This window comes from Pseudomonas sp. CCI3.1 (genome assembly GCF_034313985.1).
Lineage (GTDB): Bacteria > Pseudomonadota > Gammaproteobacteria > Pseudomonadales > Pseudomonadaceae > Aquipseudomonas > Aquipseudomonas psychrophila.
Genome location: NZ_JAVIWO010000001.1, coordinates 2,552,501 through 2,567,779, shown reverse-complemented (window position 1 = coordinate 2,567,779; position 15,279 = coordinate 2,552,501). Strand labels below are relative to the sequence as shown.

16 protein-coding genes (1 of these 16 running past the window's edge) are annotated in these 15,279 nt (G+C 57.8%); 6 read left to right on the top strand and 10 right to left on the bottom strand.

Features of this window, described 5'->3' with window-relative positions; translation table 11 throughout:
• The first annotated feature begins 8 nt into the window (after positions 1-8).
• Complete coding sequence (locus RGV06_RS11770; RefSeq protein ID WP_046808567.1) at positions 9-809, top strand: sulfite exporter TauE/SafE family protein; 801 nt, start codon at positions 9-11, stop codon at positions 807-809.
• A 59-nt stretch (positions 810-868) separates the two neighbouring features.
• Here RGV06_RS11770 and cueR read toward each other — a convergent pair whose 3' ends face one another.
• The 3 genes from cueR to RGV06_RS11755 all read right to left on the bottom strand — a co-directional run bounded on the left by cueR (position 869) and on the right by RGV06_RS11755 (position 4,148).
• The gene (cueR, locus tag RGV06_RS11765; RefSeq protein WP_019825782.1) at positions 869-1,270 is read right to left on the bottom strand and encodes a Cu(I)-responsive transcriptional regulator; all 402 of its coding nucleotides are present in this window, start codon (positions 1,268-1,270) and stop codon (positions 869-871) included.
• A 13-nt stretch (positions 1,271-1,283) separates the two neighbouring features.
• Positions 1,284-3,671, bottom strand: coding sequence for a heavy metal translocating P-type ATPase (locus tag RGV06_RS11760; RefSeq protein WP_322151876.1), 2,388 nt, complete (start codon positions 3,669-3,671; stop codon positions 1,284-1,286).
• Positions 3,672-3,767: 96 nt separating this feature from the next.
• A complete protein-coding gene (locus tag RGV06_RS11755) occupies positions 3,768-4,148 on the bottom strand; it encodes a hypothetical protein (protein WP_019825780.1) in 381 nt (126 codons plus the stop codon).
• 146 nt (positions 4,149-4,294) lie between these two features.
• Here RGV06_RS11755 and RGV06_RS11750 point away from each other — a divergent pair, with 146 nt between their 5' ends.
• Both RGV06_RS11750 and RGV06_RS11745 read left to right on the top strand, forming a co-directional pair.
• Positions 4,295-4,495 carry a heavy-metal-associated domain-containing protein gene (locus tag RGV06_RS11750; RefSeq protein ID WP_019825778.1) on the top strand — a complete coding sequence of 67 codons (201 nt, stop codon included), beginning with the start codon at positions 4,295-4,297 and terminating at the stop codon, positions 4,493-4,495.
• 150 nt (positions 4,496-4,645) lie between these two features.
• Complete coding sequence (locus RGV06_RS11745) at positions 4,646-5,842, top strand: multidrug effflux MFS transporter (protein WP_019825776.1); 1,197 nt, start codon at positions 4,646-4,648, stop codon at positions 5,840-5,842.
• Between the two features lies 1 nt (position 5,843).
• On the opposite strand, the gene RGV06_RS11740 is transcribed toward RGV06_RS11745, so the two are convergent.
• Both RGV06_RS11740 and RGV06_RS11735 read right to left on the bottom strand, forming a co-directional pair.
• Positions 5,844-6,014, bottom strand: coding sequence for a hypothetical protein (locus tag RGV06_RS11740; RefSeq protein ID WP_019825774.1), 171 nt, complete (start codon positions 6,012-6,014; stop codon positions 5,844-5,846).
• Between the two features lie 124 nt (positions 6,015-6,138).
• The gene (locus RGV06_RS11735) at positions 6,139-7,152 is read right to left on the bottom strand and encodes a zinc-binding alcohol dehydrogenase family protein (RefSeq protein WP_048352179.1); all 1,014 of its coding nucleotides are present in this window, start codon (positions 7,150-7,152) and stop codon (positions 6,139-6,141) included.
• Between the two features lie 124 nt (positions 7,153-7,276).
• Here RGV06_RS11735 and RGV06_RS11730 point away from each other — a divergent pair, with 124 nt between their 5' ends.
• Positions 7,277-8,194, top strand: a complete 918-nt coding sequence (locus tag RGV06_RS11730) for a LysR family transcriptional regulator (protein WP_198823089.1) — start codon at positions 7,277-7,279, stop codon at positions 8,192-8,194.
• 133 nt (positions 8,195-8,327) lie between these two features.
• Here the strand turns inward: RGV06_RS11730 and RGV06_RS11725 are convergent, their stop codons facing one another.
• From RGV06_RS11725 to RGV06_RS11705, 5 genes are all read right to left on the bottom strand, one after another.
• Positions 8,328-9,281, bottom strand: coding sequence for an adenosine deaminase (locus tag RGV06_RS11725; protein WP_046808563.1), 954 nt, complete (start codon positions 9,279-9,281; stop codon positions 8,328-8,330).
• An 88-nt stretch (positions 9,282-9,369) separates the two neighbouring features.
• On the bottom strand, positions 9,370-10,056 hold the full coding sequence (locus RGV06_RS11720) for an SDR family oxidoreductase (RefSeq protein WP_019825770.1): 687 nt from the start codon (positions 10,054-10,056) through the stop codon (positions 9,370-9,372).
• A gap of 157 nt (positions 10,057-10,213) precedes the next feature.
• Positions 10,214-10,816, bottom strand: a complete 603-nt coding sequence (locus RGV06_RS11715) for an IMPACT family protein (RefSeq protein ID WP_322150042.1) — start codon at positions 10,814-10,816, stop codon at positions 10,214-10,216.
• Between the two features lie 13 nt (positions 10,817-10,829).
• Positions 10,830-11,480 (bottom strand): TetR/AcrR family transcriptional regulator, encoded by a 651-nt coding sequence (locus RGV06_RS11710; protein WP_046808561.1) that lies wholly within the window; start codon positions 11,478-11,480, stop codon positions 10,830-10,832.
• A gap of 56 nt (positions 11,481-11,536) precedes the next feature.
• The gene (locus RGV06_RS11705) at positions 11,537-12,457 is read right to left on the bottom strand and encodes a LysR family transcriptional regulator (protein WP_019825763.1); all 921 of its coding nucleotides are present in this window, start codon (positions 12,455-12,457) and stop codon (positions 11,537-11,539) included.
• A gap of 124 nt (positions 12,458-12,581) precedes the next feature.
• On the opposite strand from RGV06_RS11705, the gene RGV06_RS11700 reads away from it, so the two are divergent.
• Together RGV06_RS11700 and RGV06_RS11695 are read left to right on the top strand one after the other, a co-directional pair.
• Positions 12,582-13,931: an aspartate aminotransferase family protein gene (locus tag RGV06_RS11700; RefSeq protein ID WP_019825761.1), complete on the top strand. Its 1,350-nt coding sequence runs from the start codon at positions 12,582-12,584 to the stop codon at positions 13,929-13,931.
• A gap of 82 nt (positions 13,932-14,013) precedes the next feature.
• Positions 14,014-15,279, top strand: partial view of a CoA-acylating methylmalonate-semialdehyde dehydrogenase gene (locus tag RGV06_RS11695; protein ID WP_019825759.1) — the 5' portion only. It continues 228 nt past the right edge of the window; only the first 1,266 of its 1,494 coding nucleotides appear in the window; the start codon lies at positions 14,014-14,016; its stop codon lies off the right edge, out of view.

Below are 15,279 nucleotides of genomic sequence, written 5' to 3'. Positions count from 1 at the left end.
ACCTGACCATGTTGATTATTCTGTTAGGCATGGTGGTGGGTGTAGTGCTTGGGTTGACGGGGGCCGGGGGAGGTATTCTGGCCATACCGGCGTTGACCCTTGGCCTCGGGTGGACGCTGGTGCAAGCCACGCCAGTAGCATTGCTGGCGGTGGGTACAGCTGCGGCACTGGGCGCGCTGGATGGCCTGCGCAAAGGATTGGTGCGCTACAAGGCGGCCGCATTGATGGCGATTGTGGGTTCGATGACCTCGCCGATCGGGCTTTATCTCGCCAGACAAATCCCCTCCAGAGCACTGGTATTGATGTTCAGCGGGGTGATGATGTTCGTCTCCCTGCGGATGTTTTTGCAGGCCAGAGCTGATGCGCGTGAAGGTAGCAGCGCGGGAGCCATTGAAAAAAACTGCATGCTCAACCCGTCCACCGGACGGTTAACCTGGAACGCCCGCTGCAGCATGACGCTGGTGTCGATTGGTGCTACGTCGGGTTTGTTGACGGGATTATTGAGTGTGGGGGGCGGATTCTTGATCGTGCCGGCGTTTCGCAAATTCAGTGACGTGCGCATCCATGCAGTGGTTTCAACGTCGCTGATGGTGGTGGCGCTGGTATCGCTGGGCACATTGGGCAATCTGATGAGCCAGGGTGTGAGCCTGTCGAGCGAGGGTGTGATGTTTATCGTGGCAACCCTAGCCGGGATGTTTGCCGGGCGGCTGATGGCCCCTCGCATCTCGGCCCAGTGGCTACAGCAAGGCTTCGCGGCGCTGTGTGCGGTGATAGGCCTGTTGATGCTCGCCAAGGCAGTCCTGACGTAAGCCCCGAATTTCCGTAGCAGCAGCCTCGTTCCTTCGGCAGCTGCTACGGGGTTTTTTGTTCAGCCGACACAACAAGCACTCTCAAGATCCTTGAGAATCGGGCAGTCAGGACGATGGTCGCCCTGGCAGCTCTCGACCAGTTCGTGCAACGTATCGCGCAGGCTGGTCAGTTCGGCGATTTTTTTATTCAACGCCTCAATGTGCTGACGCGCCAGCGCCTTCACATCAGCGCTGGCGCGTTGGCGGTCCTGCCAAAGTGTCAGCAGCTTGCCGACTTCTTCCAGTGAAAACCCAAGGTCACGTGAGCGCTTGATAAACGCCAGCGTGTGCAGGTCATCACTGTTGTACAGGCGGTAGCCACTGTCGCTGCGGCTGGCGGGTTTGAGCAGGCCAATGGACTCGTAATAACGAATCATCTTGGCGCTCAAGCCGCTGTGTTTGGCGGCTTGGCCGATATTCATGACGGTTGCCTCCTTAATCAAGATCCTTGGGTTTCCAGAACTTGAGCAACAACGCGTTGCTGACCACGCTGACGCTGGAAAAGGCCATGGCCGCGCCCGCCAGTACCGGGTTCAAAAAGCCGAAGGCGGCCAGTGGAATCCCGATCACGTTGTAGATAAACGCCCAGAACAGGTTTTGACGAATTTTGGCGTAGGTCTTGCGGCTGATCTCCAGTGCCGCAGGCACCAGCCGTGGGTCGCCGCGCATCAGGGTGATGCCCGCTGCATGCATGGCCACGTCGGTGCCGCCACCCATGGCGATGCCGATGTCGGCCGCGGCCAATGCCGGAGCATCGTTGATGCCGTCGCCGACCATGGCCACCACGCCGGTTTTTTTCAGCTCAGTCACTGTCGCGGCCTTGTCGGCGGGGAGCACTTCAGCGTGAACATCGGTAATCCCCAGCGCCTCGGCGACCACTTTCGCACTGCCACGGTTGTCGCCGGTCAGCAAGTGGCTGCTGATGTGGCGTGCATTGAGCTGCTGAATTGCGCTGAGGGCACCGGTTTTCAGTGTGTCACCAAAGGCAAACAGGCCCAGCACGCGAGGCTGCGGGCTTTGCTCTATCAGCCAGGACAGCGTACGGCCTTCGGTTTCCCAGTCGCTGGCGGATTCGGCGAGCGAACCCGGAGTGAGGCCGGTCTCTTCGAGCAAACGACGGTTGCCCAGCGCCAGGCGACGACCTTGCAGCGTGCCGGCAATGCCCCGCCCGGTAAGGGATTGGCTGTCCGTAACATCCGGTACATTCAGATTGCGTGCGGCGCAGGCATCCAGAACGGCTTTGGCCAACGGGTGTTCGCTGCCGCGTTGGAGGGCGCCCGCGGCTTGCAGCAAATGCGCCTCATCGCCGTCGAGGGCGCTGAAATGGGCGATTTGCGGGGTGCCAGAGGTCAGGGTGCCGGTTTTGTCGAAAACCACGGCGCTGACTTCATGGGCGCGTTCGAGGGCTTCGGCATCCTTGATCAGAATCCCGTGACGGGCGGCAACACCCGTGCCGGCCATGATCGCGGTAGGTGTTGCCAGGCCCAGGGCACAAGGGCAGGCGATAACCAGCACGGCCACGGCGTTGATCAGCGCCGTTTCAATGGGTGCGCCATACAGCCACCAGCCGAGCAGCGTTGCCAGGGCTATCAACAGGACCACGGGTACGAACACCTGGCTGACTTTATCCACCAGTTTCTGGATGGGCGCTTTGGCGGACTGGGCGTCTTCGACCAGGCGGATAATGCGCGCCAGTACGGTCTCGGTGCCCAGCGCCAGGGTTTTGATGATCAATCGGCCTTCGCCGTTAATGGCGCCCCCGGTGACTTTATCCCCAGGCTGTTTGGGTACAGGCAGGCTTTCACCGCTGATCAAGGCTTCATCGGCATGGCTTTGGCCTTCGACCACTTCCCCATCTACCGGAAAGCGCTCGCCGGGCTTGACCAACACCTGGTCATTGAGGCGCAGGTCACTGATGGCGACGTCTTGTTCCTGCCCGTCGACTACACGTAAGGCGCGCTCCGGACGCAAGGCTTCGAGGGCGCGGATGGCGCTGGCAGTCTGGCGTTTGGCACGGCTTTCGAGGTATTTGCCCAGCAGCACCAGTGCAATCACCACCGCCGAAGCTTCGAAATACAGGTGCGGCATGCTGCCGGGTTCGGCAATCGCCCACTCGTAGAGGCTCAGGCCATAACCGGCGCTGGTGCCCAGGGCGACCAGCAGGTCCATATTGCCCGCACCGGCTTTGACGGCTTTCCAGGCGGCCACGTAAAAGCGTGCGCCGAGGATGAATTGAACCGGGGTGGCGAGGAGGAACTGGGCCCAGGCGGGGAGCATCCAGTGGACGCCAAATGGGGCGAGCAACATCGGCAACACCAGTGGCAACGCCAGCACAATGGCCAGGGTCAGTGCCCAGCGTTCGCGGCGCAGACGTTTTTGCTGATCGTCCTCGGTGGCTTTGGCGGTTTGATGGACGCTGGCGCCATAGCCCGCCTGGCTGACAGCGTTGATCAGCAAGGTTGTATCGACTTGACCGAGCAACTCGATATGAGCACGTTCGCTGGCGAGGTTAACGCTCACGCTTTTGACCCCCGGCACCTTGGTCAGGGCTTTTTCGACGCGCCCTGCACAAGAGGCGCACGTCATGCCGCTGATATCCAGTTCCAGGCTGTGGGCGGGCACGCTGTAACCTGCCTGCTTCACGGCCTCGACCAGTGCCGGCAAGCTGCCCACAGGCGCCTCGATGCGGGCCTGTTCAGTGGCCAGATTGACGCTTACCGAACGCACACCGGGTACTTTGGTCAGGGCTTTTTCTACGCGTCCTGCGCAACTGGCGCAGGTCATGCCATCAATCGGCAGATCGAATTGGGTGGGCACGAGCAGTCCTCCTCAAGAAGTTATCTATCCATAGAATCGACCTTGACCCCATGGGAAGGTCAAGGGCTCTTGCTGTTCGTCGGGTTTGCCTGTGTGCCGCGTTCAATACTCGAGTTTGGCGGGCTTTAGGTACATGCCCTGCTTGCCAAGAGCGATGCGGTATTTGCGTACGTCACCGGCCTTTAGGGTGAATTGCTGTGCGGGCGGTACCAGCATGCCGGGCAAGCAGCCGGGGGCTTGCCCGGGTAGCAGCTTGAGACGGATATCAACGCTTGCCGCCGGCAAGTTAAAGGCCAGCGCTTGTTCCTGAAACAATCGCCCGGCGAGTTGATCGTCGATATACACACCGACCTCGCAGTGGGTCGGCACTTCAAGGCGCTCGCGGGAAATGATCAGTACGCCGTAGTCCTGATCGGCATTTGCCGACAGCGGCAAACTGGCGAGACCCAAAAGGCTGACTAGGCTCAAAGCGGTCCAGCGCATGACTCAGTATCCTGTTTTAAATCCCAAGGCCTGCAGCTTGGCCGAGCAGGGGATGGATTGCCAGTCAGCGAGTGAAACAACGGGCTTGACCTTGCCACGATGGCAAGGTCGAAGCTGTAGCCATCTCTCAGATAGGAGGCGTGATCATGCAAACGTTCAAAGTAGAAGGTATGACCTGTGGTGGCTGTGTTGGCGCGGTGACCCGTGCGGTGCAGGCTGTGGATAAAGATGCGAAGGTCGAAGTGGATCTGGCGAGCAAAACCGTAAAAGTGGACAGCAAGGTGGCTCCTCTGCAGATTATCGATGTGATTACCAATGCAGGGTTTGAAGCGCGGACGGCGCACTAGAAAGCATCGCCCAATCGTGGGGGTGAGCCTGCTCACTCTCACAACGGAGTCTCTACAATTTATTAGCTAGCTGGCTATCTTAATGTTCAAGTTCAGTATCCACGGCTAGACTATCGGGCTGCGCTAATTGCAGCCCGATCTGGATACCTGATGAACCTTCGAACAATCTTGATTCTTGGCGCCCTGAGCGCCTTCGGTCCGTTGGCGATCGATTTCTATCTGCCGGGCTTCCCAGCCATGGCACAAGCCTTTGCAACAGATGAGCAGCATATTCAGTTGACCCTGGCGGTTTACTTCCTGGGCCTTTCTATCGGCCAGCTGGCTTATGGCCCGATTGCGGACCGTTTTGGCCGCCGCATTCCATTATTGGTAGGGGTTGGCCTGTTTACGGCGGCATCGCTGGCCTGTGCATTTGCCCCGACCCTGGAATGGCTGATCGGCGCCCGGTTCGTTCAGGCGCTGGGCGGTTGCGCGGGGATGGTGCTGTCGCGGGCGATTGTCAGCGACAAGTGCGATGCGGTGGGGTCGGCCAAGGTCTTTTCGCAATTGATGCTGGTGATGGGGCTGGCTCCGATTCTGGCGCCGATGCTCGGTGGTCTGTTGGTCAACCTGCATGGCTGGCAATCAATCTTTATCGTGCTGACCGGATTCAGTGCCTTGGCCGCCCTGGCCGTTGCGCTGGGGTTGCCGGAAAGTCTGCCGGCCAATGTGCCGCGTCAACCTCTGTCGGGAGCACTGCGCCAATACGGGCGATTGCTCAAGGACGGTGAGTTTCTGGGGCATGCACTCACAGGGGGGATCGCAATGGCCGGGATGTTTGCCTACATAGCCGGCTCACCTTTCGTATTTATCAAACTGTACGGCGTACCTGCCGAACATTACGGCTGGCTGTTTGGCAGTAACGCGGCGGGCTTTATTCTGGTAGCACAGGTCAACGCCCGGTTGTTGGCATCGCGCGGCCCGGCTTTTTTGCTGGCGCGAACGGTGTGGGTCTATCTGGCTGCAGGTCTGGTGTTGCTTGGGGTCAGTGCGTTGCACACCGAGCAACTATGGCCGCTGCTGATTCCGTTGTTTATCTGTATTGCCAGTCTGGGTTGCATCATTCCCAATGCTTCGGCCTGTGCCATGAGCGGGCAGGGCGCGCGTGCCGGTAGCGCGTCGGCAATGCTCGGCTGCTTGCAGTTCAGCGTGGCAGCGGCGGCGGCTTCATTGGTGGGTGTTCTGCACGATGGTAGCGCTATGCCAATGGCGTTGGTCATTACGCTGTGTGGGGTTTTGGCCGTGGCGATCGCGATGGCGACCCGGCGTTTGTACACCGCCCGGATCGCCGCTCAGCAGTCGATCTGATTCAGCCTGCCAAACGTTCGGGCAGGCTATGCGGGGCTTGCAGGCGAGATTGCAATTTGTCTACAAAGGCGCGGGCCTCGGACTCGCTGCGAAAATTGACGGCTTGTTGGTCGATTTGAACCTGCCATTGGCAGTTACGGGATCTTGCTAACGCTCGTATCAGGATTTTCATGACTGGCCTCCTTCGGTTCGCAAAGGAGGCCAGTGTATGCCGAAATACGTGGGTAAATATGTCCGGGGTCAAGTCTCTGACTGACGGTTGAGCGTTGGCCGCATCAGTCCCGTGTCGCGTTTTATCAGAACCCTTCGAGCACAATTTTGCCCTTGGATTTGCCGCTTTCCAGCAGCGCATGGGCGCGGCGCAGGTTCGCCGCGTTGATGGTGCCGAAGTGCTCGCCGACGGTGGTGCGCAGGGTGCCAGCATCAATCAGGTCAGCGACTCGATTAAGCAAGTGATGCTGCTCGATCATGTCCGCGGTTTCGAACAGTGAGCGGGTGTACATGAATTCCCAGTGCAGTGACAGACTCTTGCGCTTGAGCTTGGTGATATCCAGAGCCTTGGGGTCGTCGATCAATGCCAGTTTGCCCTGTGGTGCCAGGGCTTCGACCAGTTGATCCAGATGCTGATCGGTCTGGGTCAGGCTGGCGACGTGGGTGACGGTGTTGATGCCGTGGCGCTTGAGCTCTTCACTCAACGCTTGGCTGTGATCGACAACGACATCGGCACCAAGCTCGCGGACCCAGGTTTTGGTTTCAGCGCGTGATGCGCTGCCAATCACCTTGAGCGCGGTCAGTTGGCGGGCCAGTTGCGTCAGGATCGAACCAACGCCACCGGCTGCGCCGACGATCAGCAGGCTTTGCTGCTCATCAGTTTTACCTTCTGTAACACCAAGGCGCTCAAACAGCAGCTCCCAAGCGGTGATGGCGGTCAGCGGCAGCGCGGCTGCCTGGGCAAAGTCGAGGCTTTTTGGCATGTGCCCCACAATTCGCTCATCAACCACATGGCGTTCACTGTTGGCCCCGGCCCGGGCAATGGATCCGGCGTAAAACACAGTGTCGCCCACCTTGAACAAGCTGACGTCACTGCCTACGGCCTTTACGACCCCGGCGACATCCCAACCCAGAACTTTGGCAGCGTCGGCCTCTGGCTGCACGTTCTGGCGAACTTTGGTGTCCACCGGGTTGACGGAGATGGCTTTGACCTCGACCAGCAAGTCCCTTGGACCGGCGACCGGTTCAGGCAATTCGATGTCTTGCAGGGCCAGTGGGTCGTGAATGGGCAGCGAGTTGTAGTAGGCGACAGCTTTCATCGGACATGTCCTGAAAAGGGGTAAGAATCTGGTAGAGATAATTGGCTATTTCGCAGGATGATAAAACCGGCTAAAACAGCAGTCTCTTTCAATATTTTTTTGATAATGGCCGAGTGAGTTCTGGATGCTGCGTTTTGATGACCTGCAATTGTTTGTTCGCGCTGCCGACTTGGGCAGCCTGTCGGCCGCCGCCCGAGTGATGGACATGTCGCCCGCGGTGGCCAGCGCGGCACTCAAGCGGATAGAGGCGCAGTTGGGTGCTCGATTGCTGGCTCGCTCGACCCGCAGCTTGCGTCTGACGGCCGAAGGGGACGGCTTTCTCGAATATGCCCGTACGGCGTTGAGCAGTCTTGATGAAGGACGGCGCTTGTTGGCGCGTGGGCAAGATCAAGTCAGCGGTGTGCTGCAGTTGTCAGCTCCCTCGGACTTCGGGCGTAATCTGCTGTTGCCCTGGCTGGATGAGTTTCAGCGTGAGCATCCCCAACTGACCGTACGGCTTTTATTGGGCGACCGTATTGCCGACCTGTTTCGTCAGCCTGTGGATATCGCTTTGCGTTATGGCGAGCCAGAAGACTCCAGCCTGGTGGCACTGCCGGTGGCCCCGGACAATCGTCGAGTGCTGTGTGCGTCGCCCGGCTACTTGGCGCGCAAGGGGGAGCCGCGTCAACTTGAGCAATTGCTGCAACACAATTGCCTGCTTTACATGCTTGGCACGCGGGTTCACGACCATTGGCAATTCAATGATGGCAAGCGCGAGCTGGGGCTGACGGTAAGCGGCAATCGTTTCAGCGATGATGCCGATGTGGTGCGCTTGTGGGCAGTCGCCGGGGAGGGCATTGCCTACAAGTCATGGCTGGATGTGGCGGGCGATGTGACTGCGGGCAGGCTCAAGGTGTTACTGCCGGAGCTTGTGTGTGAGCGTGCACCGTTGAATCTGCTCTGCGGTCATCGCGCGCAGTTGAGCAAGCCGGTGCGGTTGTTGCACGAGATGCTCAGTGAGCGGTGTGCGATGTTGAGCAAGTTGTACCCGGGAAAACAGTAAAACTGTTGTGGTACTGACGGTGATGCAGTTTCAGATGTCTGTGGGAGCGGGCTTGCTCGCGATGCTAACAATCAGGTGTGTCTGTCTGATCGAGTTGATGCCATCGCGGGCAAGCCCGCTCCCACAGGGTGTGTTACGGCTTGATCAAACGCGCATCCAGGCTGTTTTGCGCCAGGCGTTTGGCCTGGTCCTGGGTCATGCCCAGGTCGGTGTACAGCGCGTGGAAGTTCTCTGTCATGTAACCGCCGAAGTAGGCCGGATCATCAGAATTGACCGTGACTTTTACGCCGCGCTCAAGCATGTCGAGAATGTTGTGCTGCGACATGTGATCAAACACGCACAGCTTGGTGTTGGACAGCGGGCACACGGTCAACGGGATTTGTTCGTCGATGATGCGCTGCATCAGACGCTCGTCCTCGATTGCGCGTACGCCGTGATCGATACGCTGAATTTTCAGCAGGTCGAGGGCTTCCCAGATGTATTCCGGAGGGCCTTCTTCACCCGCGTGGGCCACGGTCAGGAAGCCTTCATGGCGTGCCCGGTCGAAGACGCGCTGGAACTTGCTGGGCGGGTGGCCCATTTCTGAACTGTCGAGACCCACGGCGACAAATGCATCGCGAAATGGCAGTGCCTGATCGAGGGTTTTTTCTGCTTCTTCTTCGCTCAAATGGCGCAGGAAGCTCAGGATCAGGCCGCTGGTGATACCCAGTTGCTGCTCACCATCCTTGAGTGCACTGGCGATACCATTGAGCACGACCTCAAACGGAACACCACGGTCGGTGTGGGTTTGCGGGTCGAAGAACGGTTCGGTGTGAATGACGTTCTGTGCCTTGCAGCGCAACAGGTAAGCCCAGGTCAGGTCGTAGAAGTCCTGAGAGGTGCGCAGTACGTCCGCGCCCTTGTAGTAGAGGTCCAGAAACTCTTGCAGGTTGTTGAAAGCATACGCCTTGCGCAAGGTCTCAACATCGTTCCAGGGCAAGGCGATCTTGTTGCGCTCGGCCAGCGAGAACAGCAACTCGGGCTCTAAAGAACCCTCAAGGTGCATGTGAAGTTCAGCTTTTGGCAGGGCATTGAGCCAGTCATACATAAAAGTTTTTCTCATCAAATCGGGTGCAGATGTCGACATTCTACAGGCGGGAGGCGGCACAGTTCTCCCGCCATTTGTCGCAGGCGGCTTACCAGGGAATCGTCTGGCCTTTGTAATCGATAAAATGATGGCCGCCTTTGCCGGCAAACGCCTTGACCTGATCAACCAGGCCCCGGGTGCTGGTCTGGACATCAATGTCCGCGCCTTCGCCGCCCATATCGGTTTTCACCCAGCCAGGGTGCATGGACAGCACGGTTGGGTTGTTGTCGCCCAGTTCGTAACGCACAAACGTATTGGTCATGGAGTTGAGCGCCGCTTTGCTGGCCTTGTAGAGGGCCAACTCAGGGGCGTCAGGATGAATGACGCTGCCGAGCACTGAACTCATAAAGGCCAGTACGCCACTGTCTTTGCGGACCTTGCTGACAAACTCGCGGGCCAGATTGATCGGCGCCACGCTGTTGGTGAAAAACAGCTGCCCCACCTCGGCCAGCGTCGCGTTGCCCGACAGTTGATCGTCCGGGCCTTTGACCCCGGCGTTCACGAACAGCAGGTCAAAAATTTCGTTGTGTAACGTATTGCTCAACGCCTTGATGGCTTGCTGATTGTCCATGTCCAGGCGCTCGATACGCACCGGACCCAGAGCCTTCAGTGCCTCTGCTTTTTTGGGATCACGAACTGTCGCGGTGACGTTCCATCCATCTGCGAGCAACTCTTTGACCAGACCCAGGCCCAGGCCACGTGAAGCTCCGATGATCAGTGCATGTTTTGCCGTCATGAGTAGCGTCCTATAGAAAGGTGATAAGAGTTGGCTAAAAAGCGTACAAGTGCTTGAAACCTATGGTGTGCAAGGGCTGCAGCGCTGTGTGCTCAGGTTATCCACAGGCAGGTGCACAGTGACTGTGGGCAACTATGGATGCAGGAAAGTAGCACCTTTAGTCGTCAGTCTTGAGGCTGTGGCGCTGGAGTAAAATTCTGCCGCGGCTTAAGTCAGCCAGTTGTTGTTGTGCAGGAGCAATCTGTTCTTCGGCCAGCGCCAGTTGTAGGTCAACGCCATTGGCGGTGAACGATTCGTCGATGATCAGGCCGCTCAGTTCGGTCAGGCGCAGTTTAACCAGAGCAAGTTCACTGAAACTGCAGGAACAGCTGAGGGCTACACGGCTGACCAAAGGCAGCTTTTCGGCACTTTGCAGGCATTTGTTCGCGCCACCACCATAGGCGCGAGCCAGTCCGCCGGTCCCCAGTTGGATACCGCCATACCAGCGGATCACCAACACCGCGACCTGATCACAATCCTGAGCTTCAATGGCTGAGAGTATCGGACGTCCGGCTGTCCCGCCGGGCTCGCCATCATCGCTGCTGCGGTATTGATCCCCGAGCTTCCAGGCCCAGCAATTGTGCGACGCATTGAGGTCGCTGTATTGATCGATAAAGTCGACGGCTTGCTGGGCACTGGTGATGGGCGCGGCATAAGTGATAAAGCGGCTTTTACGGATTTCTTCGCGGTATTCGCAAAGTCCCGTGAGGGTAGAAGGCATGTCGGTTCCAGGCTTAGACAGTGGGCGTCAGGCCGCAGCCTTTAAGGATGATACGAATCAGGTTGTCGCAGGCCGCTTGCATGTCCTGTTTGGTCAGGTGTGTACGGCCCGATACGCGACAAATTTGCGTCGAAAAGTCGGCGTAATGCTGAGTACTGCCCCACAGCAGGAAAATCAGGTGCACGGGGTCGACCGGGTCCATTTTTCCGGCATCGATCCAGGCCTGGAATACTGCGGCCCGGCCTTGGAACCAGGCTCTGTAGTCTTGAGTGAAGTACTCGGTCAGGCAGGCGCCGCCGCTGATGATTTCCATGGCAAAAACACGGGAAGCCTGGGGCTGGCGGCGCGAGAACTCCATTTTGGCGCGGATGTACTGTGTCAGGGCTTGAGCGGGATCATCTTCAGCGGTCAGGGCATTGAAGGTGCTGTCCCATAATTCGAGGATATTGCTGAGAACCGCGATGTAGAGACCCAGCTTATTGATGAAGTAATAGTGCAGGTTGGCTTTTGGCAGCCCGGCGCTGAGCGCGATGGCGTTCATGCTGGTGCCTTTGAAGCCGTGACGGGCAAATTCATCCTCAGCGGCCTTGAGAATGGTCTCTTCGTTTTTTTGGCGAATGCGACTTGCAGGCTTGCCATCGTGGGCGGGGACATCAAAGGTCATGGTCGTTCCAGGCAATCTGTGTGGGAGCATTCTGTACCATTGCGAGGTTTTTCACGTTAACGCGTCGCCTCCAGGCTCTCAAGGAAACTTTCCAGTACAAGGTGTGGACGACGACCTTTACGGGTGACGGATGCGAGGCTCAAATCGTAGAAACGCGTTTTTGCCTTCAGCGCCCGTAGCCGGCCCTGCTGAACCCACAAGCTGGCGTAATGATCGGGTAAATAGCCAATGTAACGTCCGGTCAAAATCAAAAAGGCCATGCCTTCGCGGTCCGACGCACTGGCGGTGCAGTTGAGAGCTTGATAGTGAGCCTGAATATCGGAGGGCAGGCGGAAGGTGGGAGCGATGGCATCTTGGTCATTGAGCCGCGCATCTTCCAGTTGCCGGTCATCGACATAAAACAACGGATGACCTACGGCGCAGTACAGCAAGGAGCGCTCGCTGTAGAGCGGCTGATATTCCAGCCCGGACAACGTGCTGGCCTGAGGCACGACGCCCACATGCAGGCGCCCGTCGAGTACTCCCTGTTCAACTTCGTGGGGCGAAATCATGCGGATATGGATTTGCACATCCGGGCCGCGCTCTTTGAGTTGGGCCAGGGCATGGGTGATGCGCATGTGGGGCAGGGTGACGAGGTTATCTGTCAGTCCAATGGTCAGCTCGCCGCGCAAGTGCTGGTGCAGGCCGTTGACCTCTGTACGAAAACTTTCGAGTGCGCCCAGTAACTGCAGCGCCGACTGATAGACCTCTCGGCCTTCTTCTGTCAGCGAGAACCCGGCGCGCCCACGCTGGCAAAGGCGTAAGCCCAGGCGTTGCTCAAGGTCACTCATTTGCTGGCTGATGGCCGAGCGGCCTATACCGAGCACTGTCTCTGCCGCCGAGAAGCCGCCGCACTCCACCACGCTGCGAAAAATGCGCAGCAATCGAATATCAAAGTCGCTGACCTGGGCCAGTGCATCGGGACGACGGCTGCTCATAGTTTAGTGGAGGCCTAACTAAAGGTTAGAAGAGTTGGATTTCATCGACTTTATAGGCGTGGCAATTTAGGTGCAACAACGCTTTCAACATCCTACGCCGCTTTCGCCTTGCGAGGTTTTGCTGATGAACATGCCCGAGAATGCCGAATTGAACCTGACCAGCCAGCTCAAGCTGGATGCTCACTGGATGCCTTACACCGCCAACCGTAACTTCCATCGCGATCCGCGCTTTATCGTGGCCGCTAAAGGTAGTTATCTGACGGACGATAAGGGTCGGCAAATCTACGATTCGCTTTCAGGTCTGTGGACTTGCGGCGCAGGGCATACCCGCACAGAAATCCAGGAAGCTGTTGCCAAGCAATTGGGCACGCTCGATTACTCCCCGGCGTTCCAGTATGGCCACCCGCTGTCCTTCAAGCTGGCAGAAAAAATCACCGAGCTGACGCCGGGCAATCTCAATCACGTGTTCTTCACTGACTCGGGGTCGGAGTGTGCCGATACTGCGGTCAAGATGGTGCGTGCCTACTGGCGCTTGAAAGGTCAGTCGACTAAAACCAAGATGATTGGCCGTGCTCGTGGTTATCACGGTGTAAACATCGCCGGCACTAGCCTGGGCGGTGTGAACGGCAACCGTAAAATGTTTGGTCAGGCAATGATGGATGTTGATCACTTGCCGCATACGCTGTTGGCAAGCAACGCGTTTTCTCGCGGTATGCCGGAGCTGGGCGGTATTGCCCTGGCCGACGAGCTCCTCAAATTGATCGAACTGCACGATGCCTCGAACATTGCGGCGGTGTTTGTGGAACCTATGGCCGGTTCGGCCGGTGTACTGGTTCCACCTCAGGGGTATCTGAAGCGCCTGCGTGAAATCTGCGACCAGCACAACATCCTGTTGGTGTTCGATGAGGTGATTACCGGGTTTGGTCGTACAGGTTCGATGTTCGGTGCTGACAGCTTCGGTGTAACGCCTGACTTGATGTGTATTGCCAAGCAAGTCACTAACGGTGCGATCCCTATGGGTGCCGTGATTGCGACCAGCGAGATTTATCACACGTTCATGAATCAGCCGACGCCTGAGTACGCGGTTGAATTCCCTCATGGTTATACCTATTCCGCCCACCCTGTGGCCTGCGCTGCAGGTCTTGCAGCGCTCGATCTGCTGCAAAAGGAAAACCTGGTGCAGAGCGTGGCTGAAGTTGCGCCGCATTTTGAGAATGCCTTGCACGGCTTGAAAGGCGTGAAGAACGTCATTGATATTCGTAACTACGGCCTGGCGGGGGCGATTCAGATTGCACCGCGTGATGGCGATGCGATTGTGCGTCCGTTCGATGCAGCGATGAAACTGTGGAAAGCCGGTTTCTACGTGCGCTTTGGCGGTGACACCCTGCAGTTCGGGCCAACCTTCAACAGCAAACCGCAAGACCTGGATCGTTTGTTCGATGCGGTCGGCGAAGCACTGAACCAGATTGACTGATCCTTCTATATAGAAGCGAACCTCATTGCATTCACACAGGCGCGCAGCATTCGCGCCTGTGGACAACTTTTCTGGAGTATTCATGAGCACCATCCAACACTTGATCAATGGCGAGCTGCTGAGCGATTCCGGTCGCACCGCTGATGTGTTTAACCCGTCCACCGGTAAAGTGATTCATCAGGTGCCGTTGGCCAGTCGCGAGACAATTCAACAAGCCATCGATGCGGCGAAAGCAGCATTCCCAGCGTGGCGTAATACTCCTCCAGCCAAGCGTGCTCAGGTGATGTTCCGCTTCAAGCAATTGCTGGAGCAGAACGAAGCACGTATCTCGCAGTTGATCAGCGAAGAGCATGGCAAGACGCTGGAAGATGCTGCAGGCGAATTGAAACGCGGGATTGAGAACGTTGAGTATGCGTGTTCAGCTCCTGAAATCTTGAAAGGCGAGTACAGCCGAAACGTAGGCCCGAACATTGATGCCTGGTCGGATTTTCAGCCACTGGGTGTGGTTGCAGGGATTACGCCCTTCAACTTCCCGGCCATGGTTCCTCTGTGGATGTATCCATTGGCGATCGTGTGCGGCAACTGCTTCATTCTGAAACCATCGGAGCGTGATCCAAGCTCGACGCTGTTGATTGCTCAGTTGCTGCAGGAAGCCGGTCTGCCCAAGGGCGTGATGAACGTGGTTCACGGTGACAAGTCTGCTGTGGACGCCTTGATCGAGGCGCCGGAAGTTAAAGCGTTGAGCTTTGTGGGCTCGACTCCGATTGCCGAGTACATCTACGCGCAAGGCACCAAGCTCGGTAAACGCGTTCAGGCGTTGGGTGGGGCGAAGAACCATGCGGTACTGATGCCGGATGCGGATCTTGATAACGCCGTCAGTGCGTTGATGGGGGCTGCTTACGGTTCGTGCGGCGAGCGCTGCATGGCTATTTCGGTAGCGGTGTGTGTGGGCGATCAAGTGGCAGATGCCCTGGTTGCCAAGCTGGTTCCGCAAATCAAGGCGCTTAAAATCGGGGCGGGTACTTCCTGTGGTCTGGACATGGGGCCGTTGGTTACAGGGCAGGCGCGTGACAAGGTCAGCGGCTATGTCGACGATGGCGTGGCGGCAGGTGCCGAACTCGTGGTTGATGGGCGTGGGTTGAGTATCAAGGGTCATGAAGAAGGCTTCTTCCTGGGGGGGTGCCTGTTCGATCGCGTGACGCCTGAAATGCGCATCTATAAAGAAGAAATCTTCGGTCCGGTGTTGTGCATCGTGCGGGTCAAGAGCCTGGAAGAGGCGATGCAACTGATCAATGATCACGAGTACGGTAATGGCACCTGTATTTTCACGCGTGATGGCGAGGCTGCC

Bases quoted from the DNA above. Each gene is read 5' to 3' on its own strand.
- RGV06_RS11770 (WP_046808567.1), top strand. From the start codon at position 9: ATGTTGATTATTCTGTTAGGCATGGTGGTGGGTGTAGTGCTTGGGTTG.
- cueR (WP_019825782.1), bottom strand. From the start codon at position 1,270: ATGAATATCGGCCAAGCCGCCAAACACAGCGGCTTGAGCGCCAAGATG.
- RGV06_RS11755 (WP_019825780.1), bottom strand. From the start codon at position 4,148: ATGCGCTGGACCGCTTTGAGCCTAGTCAGCCTTTTGGGTCTCGCCAGT.
- RGV06_RS11750 (WP_019825778.1), top strand. From the start codon at position 4,295: ATGCAAACGTTCAAAGTAGAAGGTATGACCTGTGGTGGCTGTGTTGGC.
- RGV06_RS11745 (WP_019825776.1), top strand. From the start codon at position 4,646: ATGAACCTTCGAACAATCTTGATTCTTGGCGCCCTGAGCGCCTTCGGT.
- RGV06_RS11740 (WP_019825774.1), bottom strand. From the start codon at position 6,014: ATGAAAATCCTGATACGAGCGTTAGCAAGATCCCGTAACTGCCAATGG.
- RGV06_RS11735 (WP_048352179.1), bottom strand. From the start codon at position 7,152: ATGAAAGCTGTCGCCTACTACAACTCGCTGCCCATTCACGACCCACTG.
- RGV06_RS11730 (WP_198823089.1), top strand. From the start codon at position 7,277: ATGCTGCGTTTTGATGACCTGCAATTGTTTGTTCGCGCTGCCGACTTG.
- RGV06_RS11725 (WP_046808563.1), bottom strand. From the start codon at position 9,281: ATGTATGACTGGCTCAATGCCCTGCCAAAAGCTGAACTTCACATGCAC.
- RGV06_RS11720 (WP_019825770.1), bottom strand. From the start codon at position 10,056: ATGACGGCAAAACATGCACTGATCATCGGAGCTTCACGTGGCCTGGGC.
- RGV06_RS11715 (WP_322150042.1), bottom strand. From the start codon at position 10,816: ATGCCTTCTACCCTCACGGGACTTTGCGAATACCGCGAAGAAATCCGT.
- RGV06_RS11710 (WP_046808561.1), bottom strand. From the start codon at position 11,480: ATGACCTTTGATGTCCCCGCCCACGATGGCAAGCCTGCAAGTCGCATT.
- RGV06_RS11705 (WP_019825763.1), bottom strand. From the start codon at position 12,457: ATGAGCAGCCGTCGTCCCGATGCACTGGCCCAGGTCAGCGACTTTGAT.
- RGV06_RS11700 (WP_019825761.1), top strand. From the start codon at position 12,582: ATGAACATGCCCGAGAATGCCGAATTGAACCTGACCAGCCAGCTCAAG.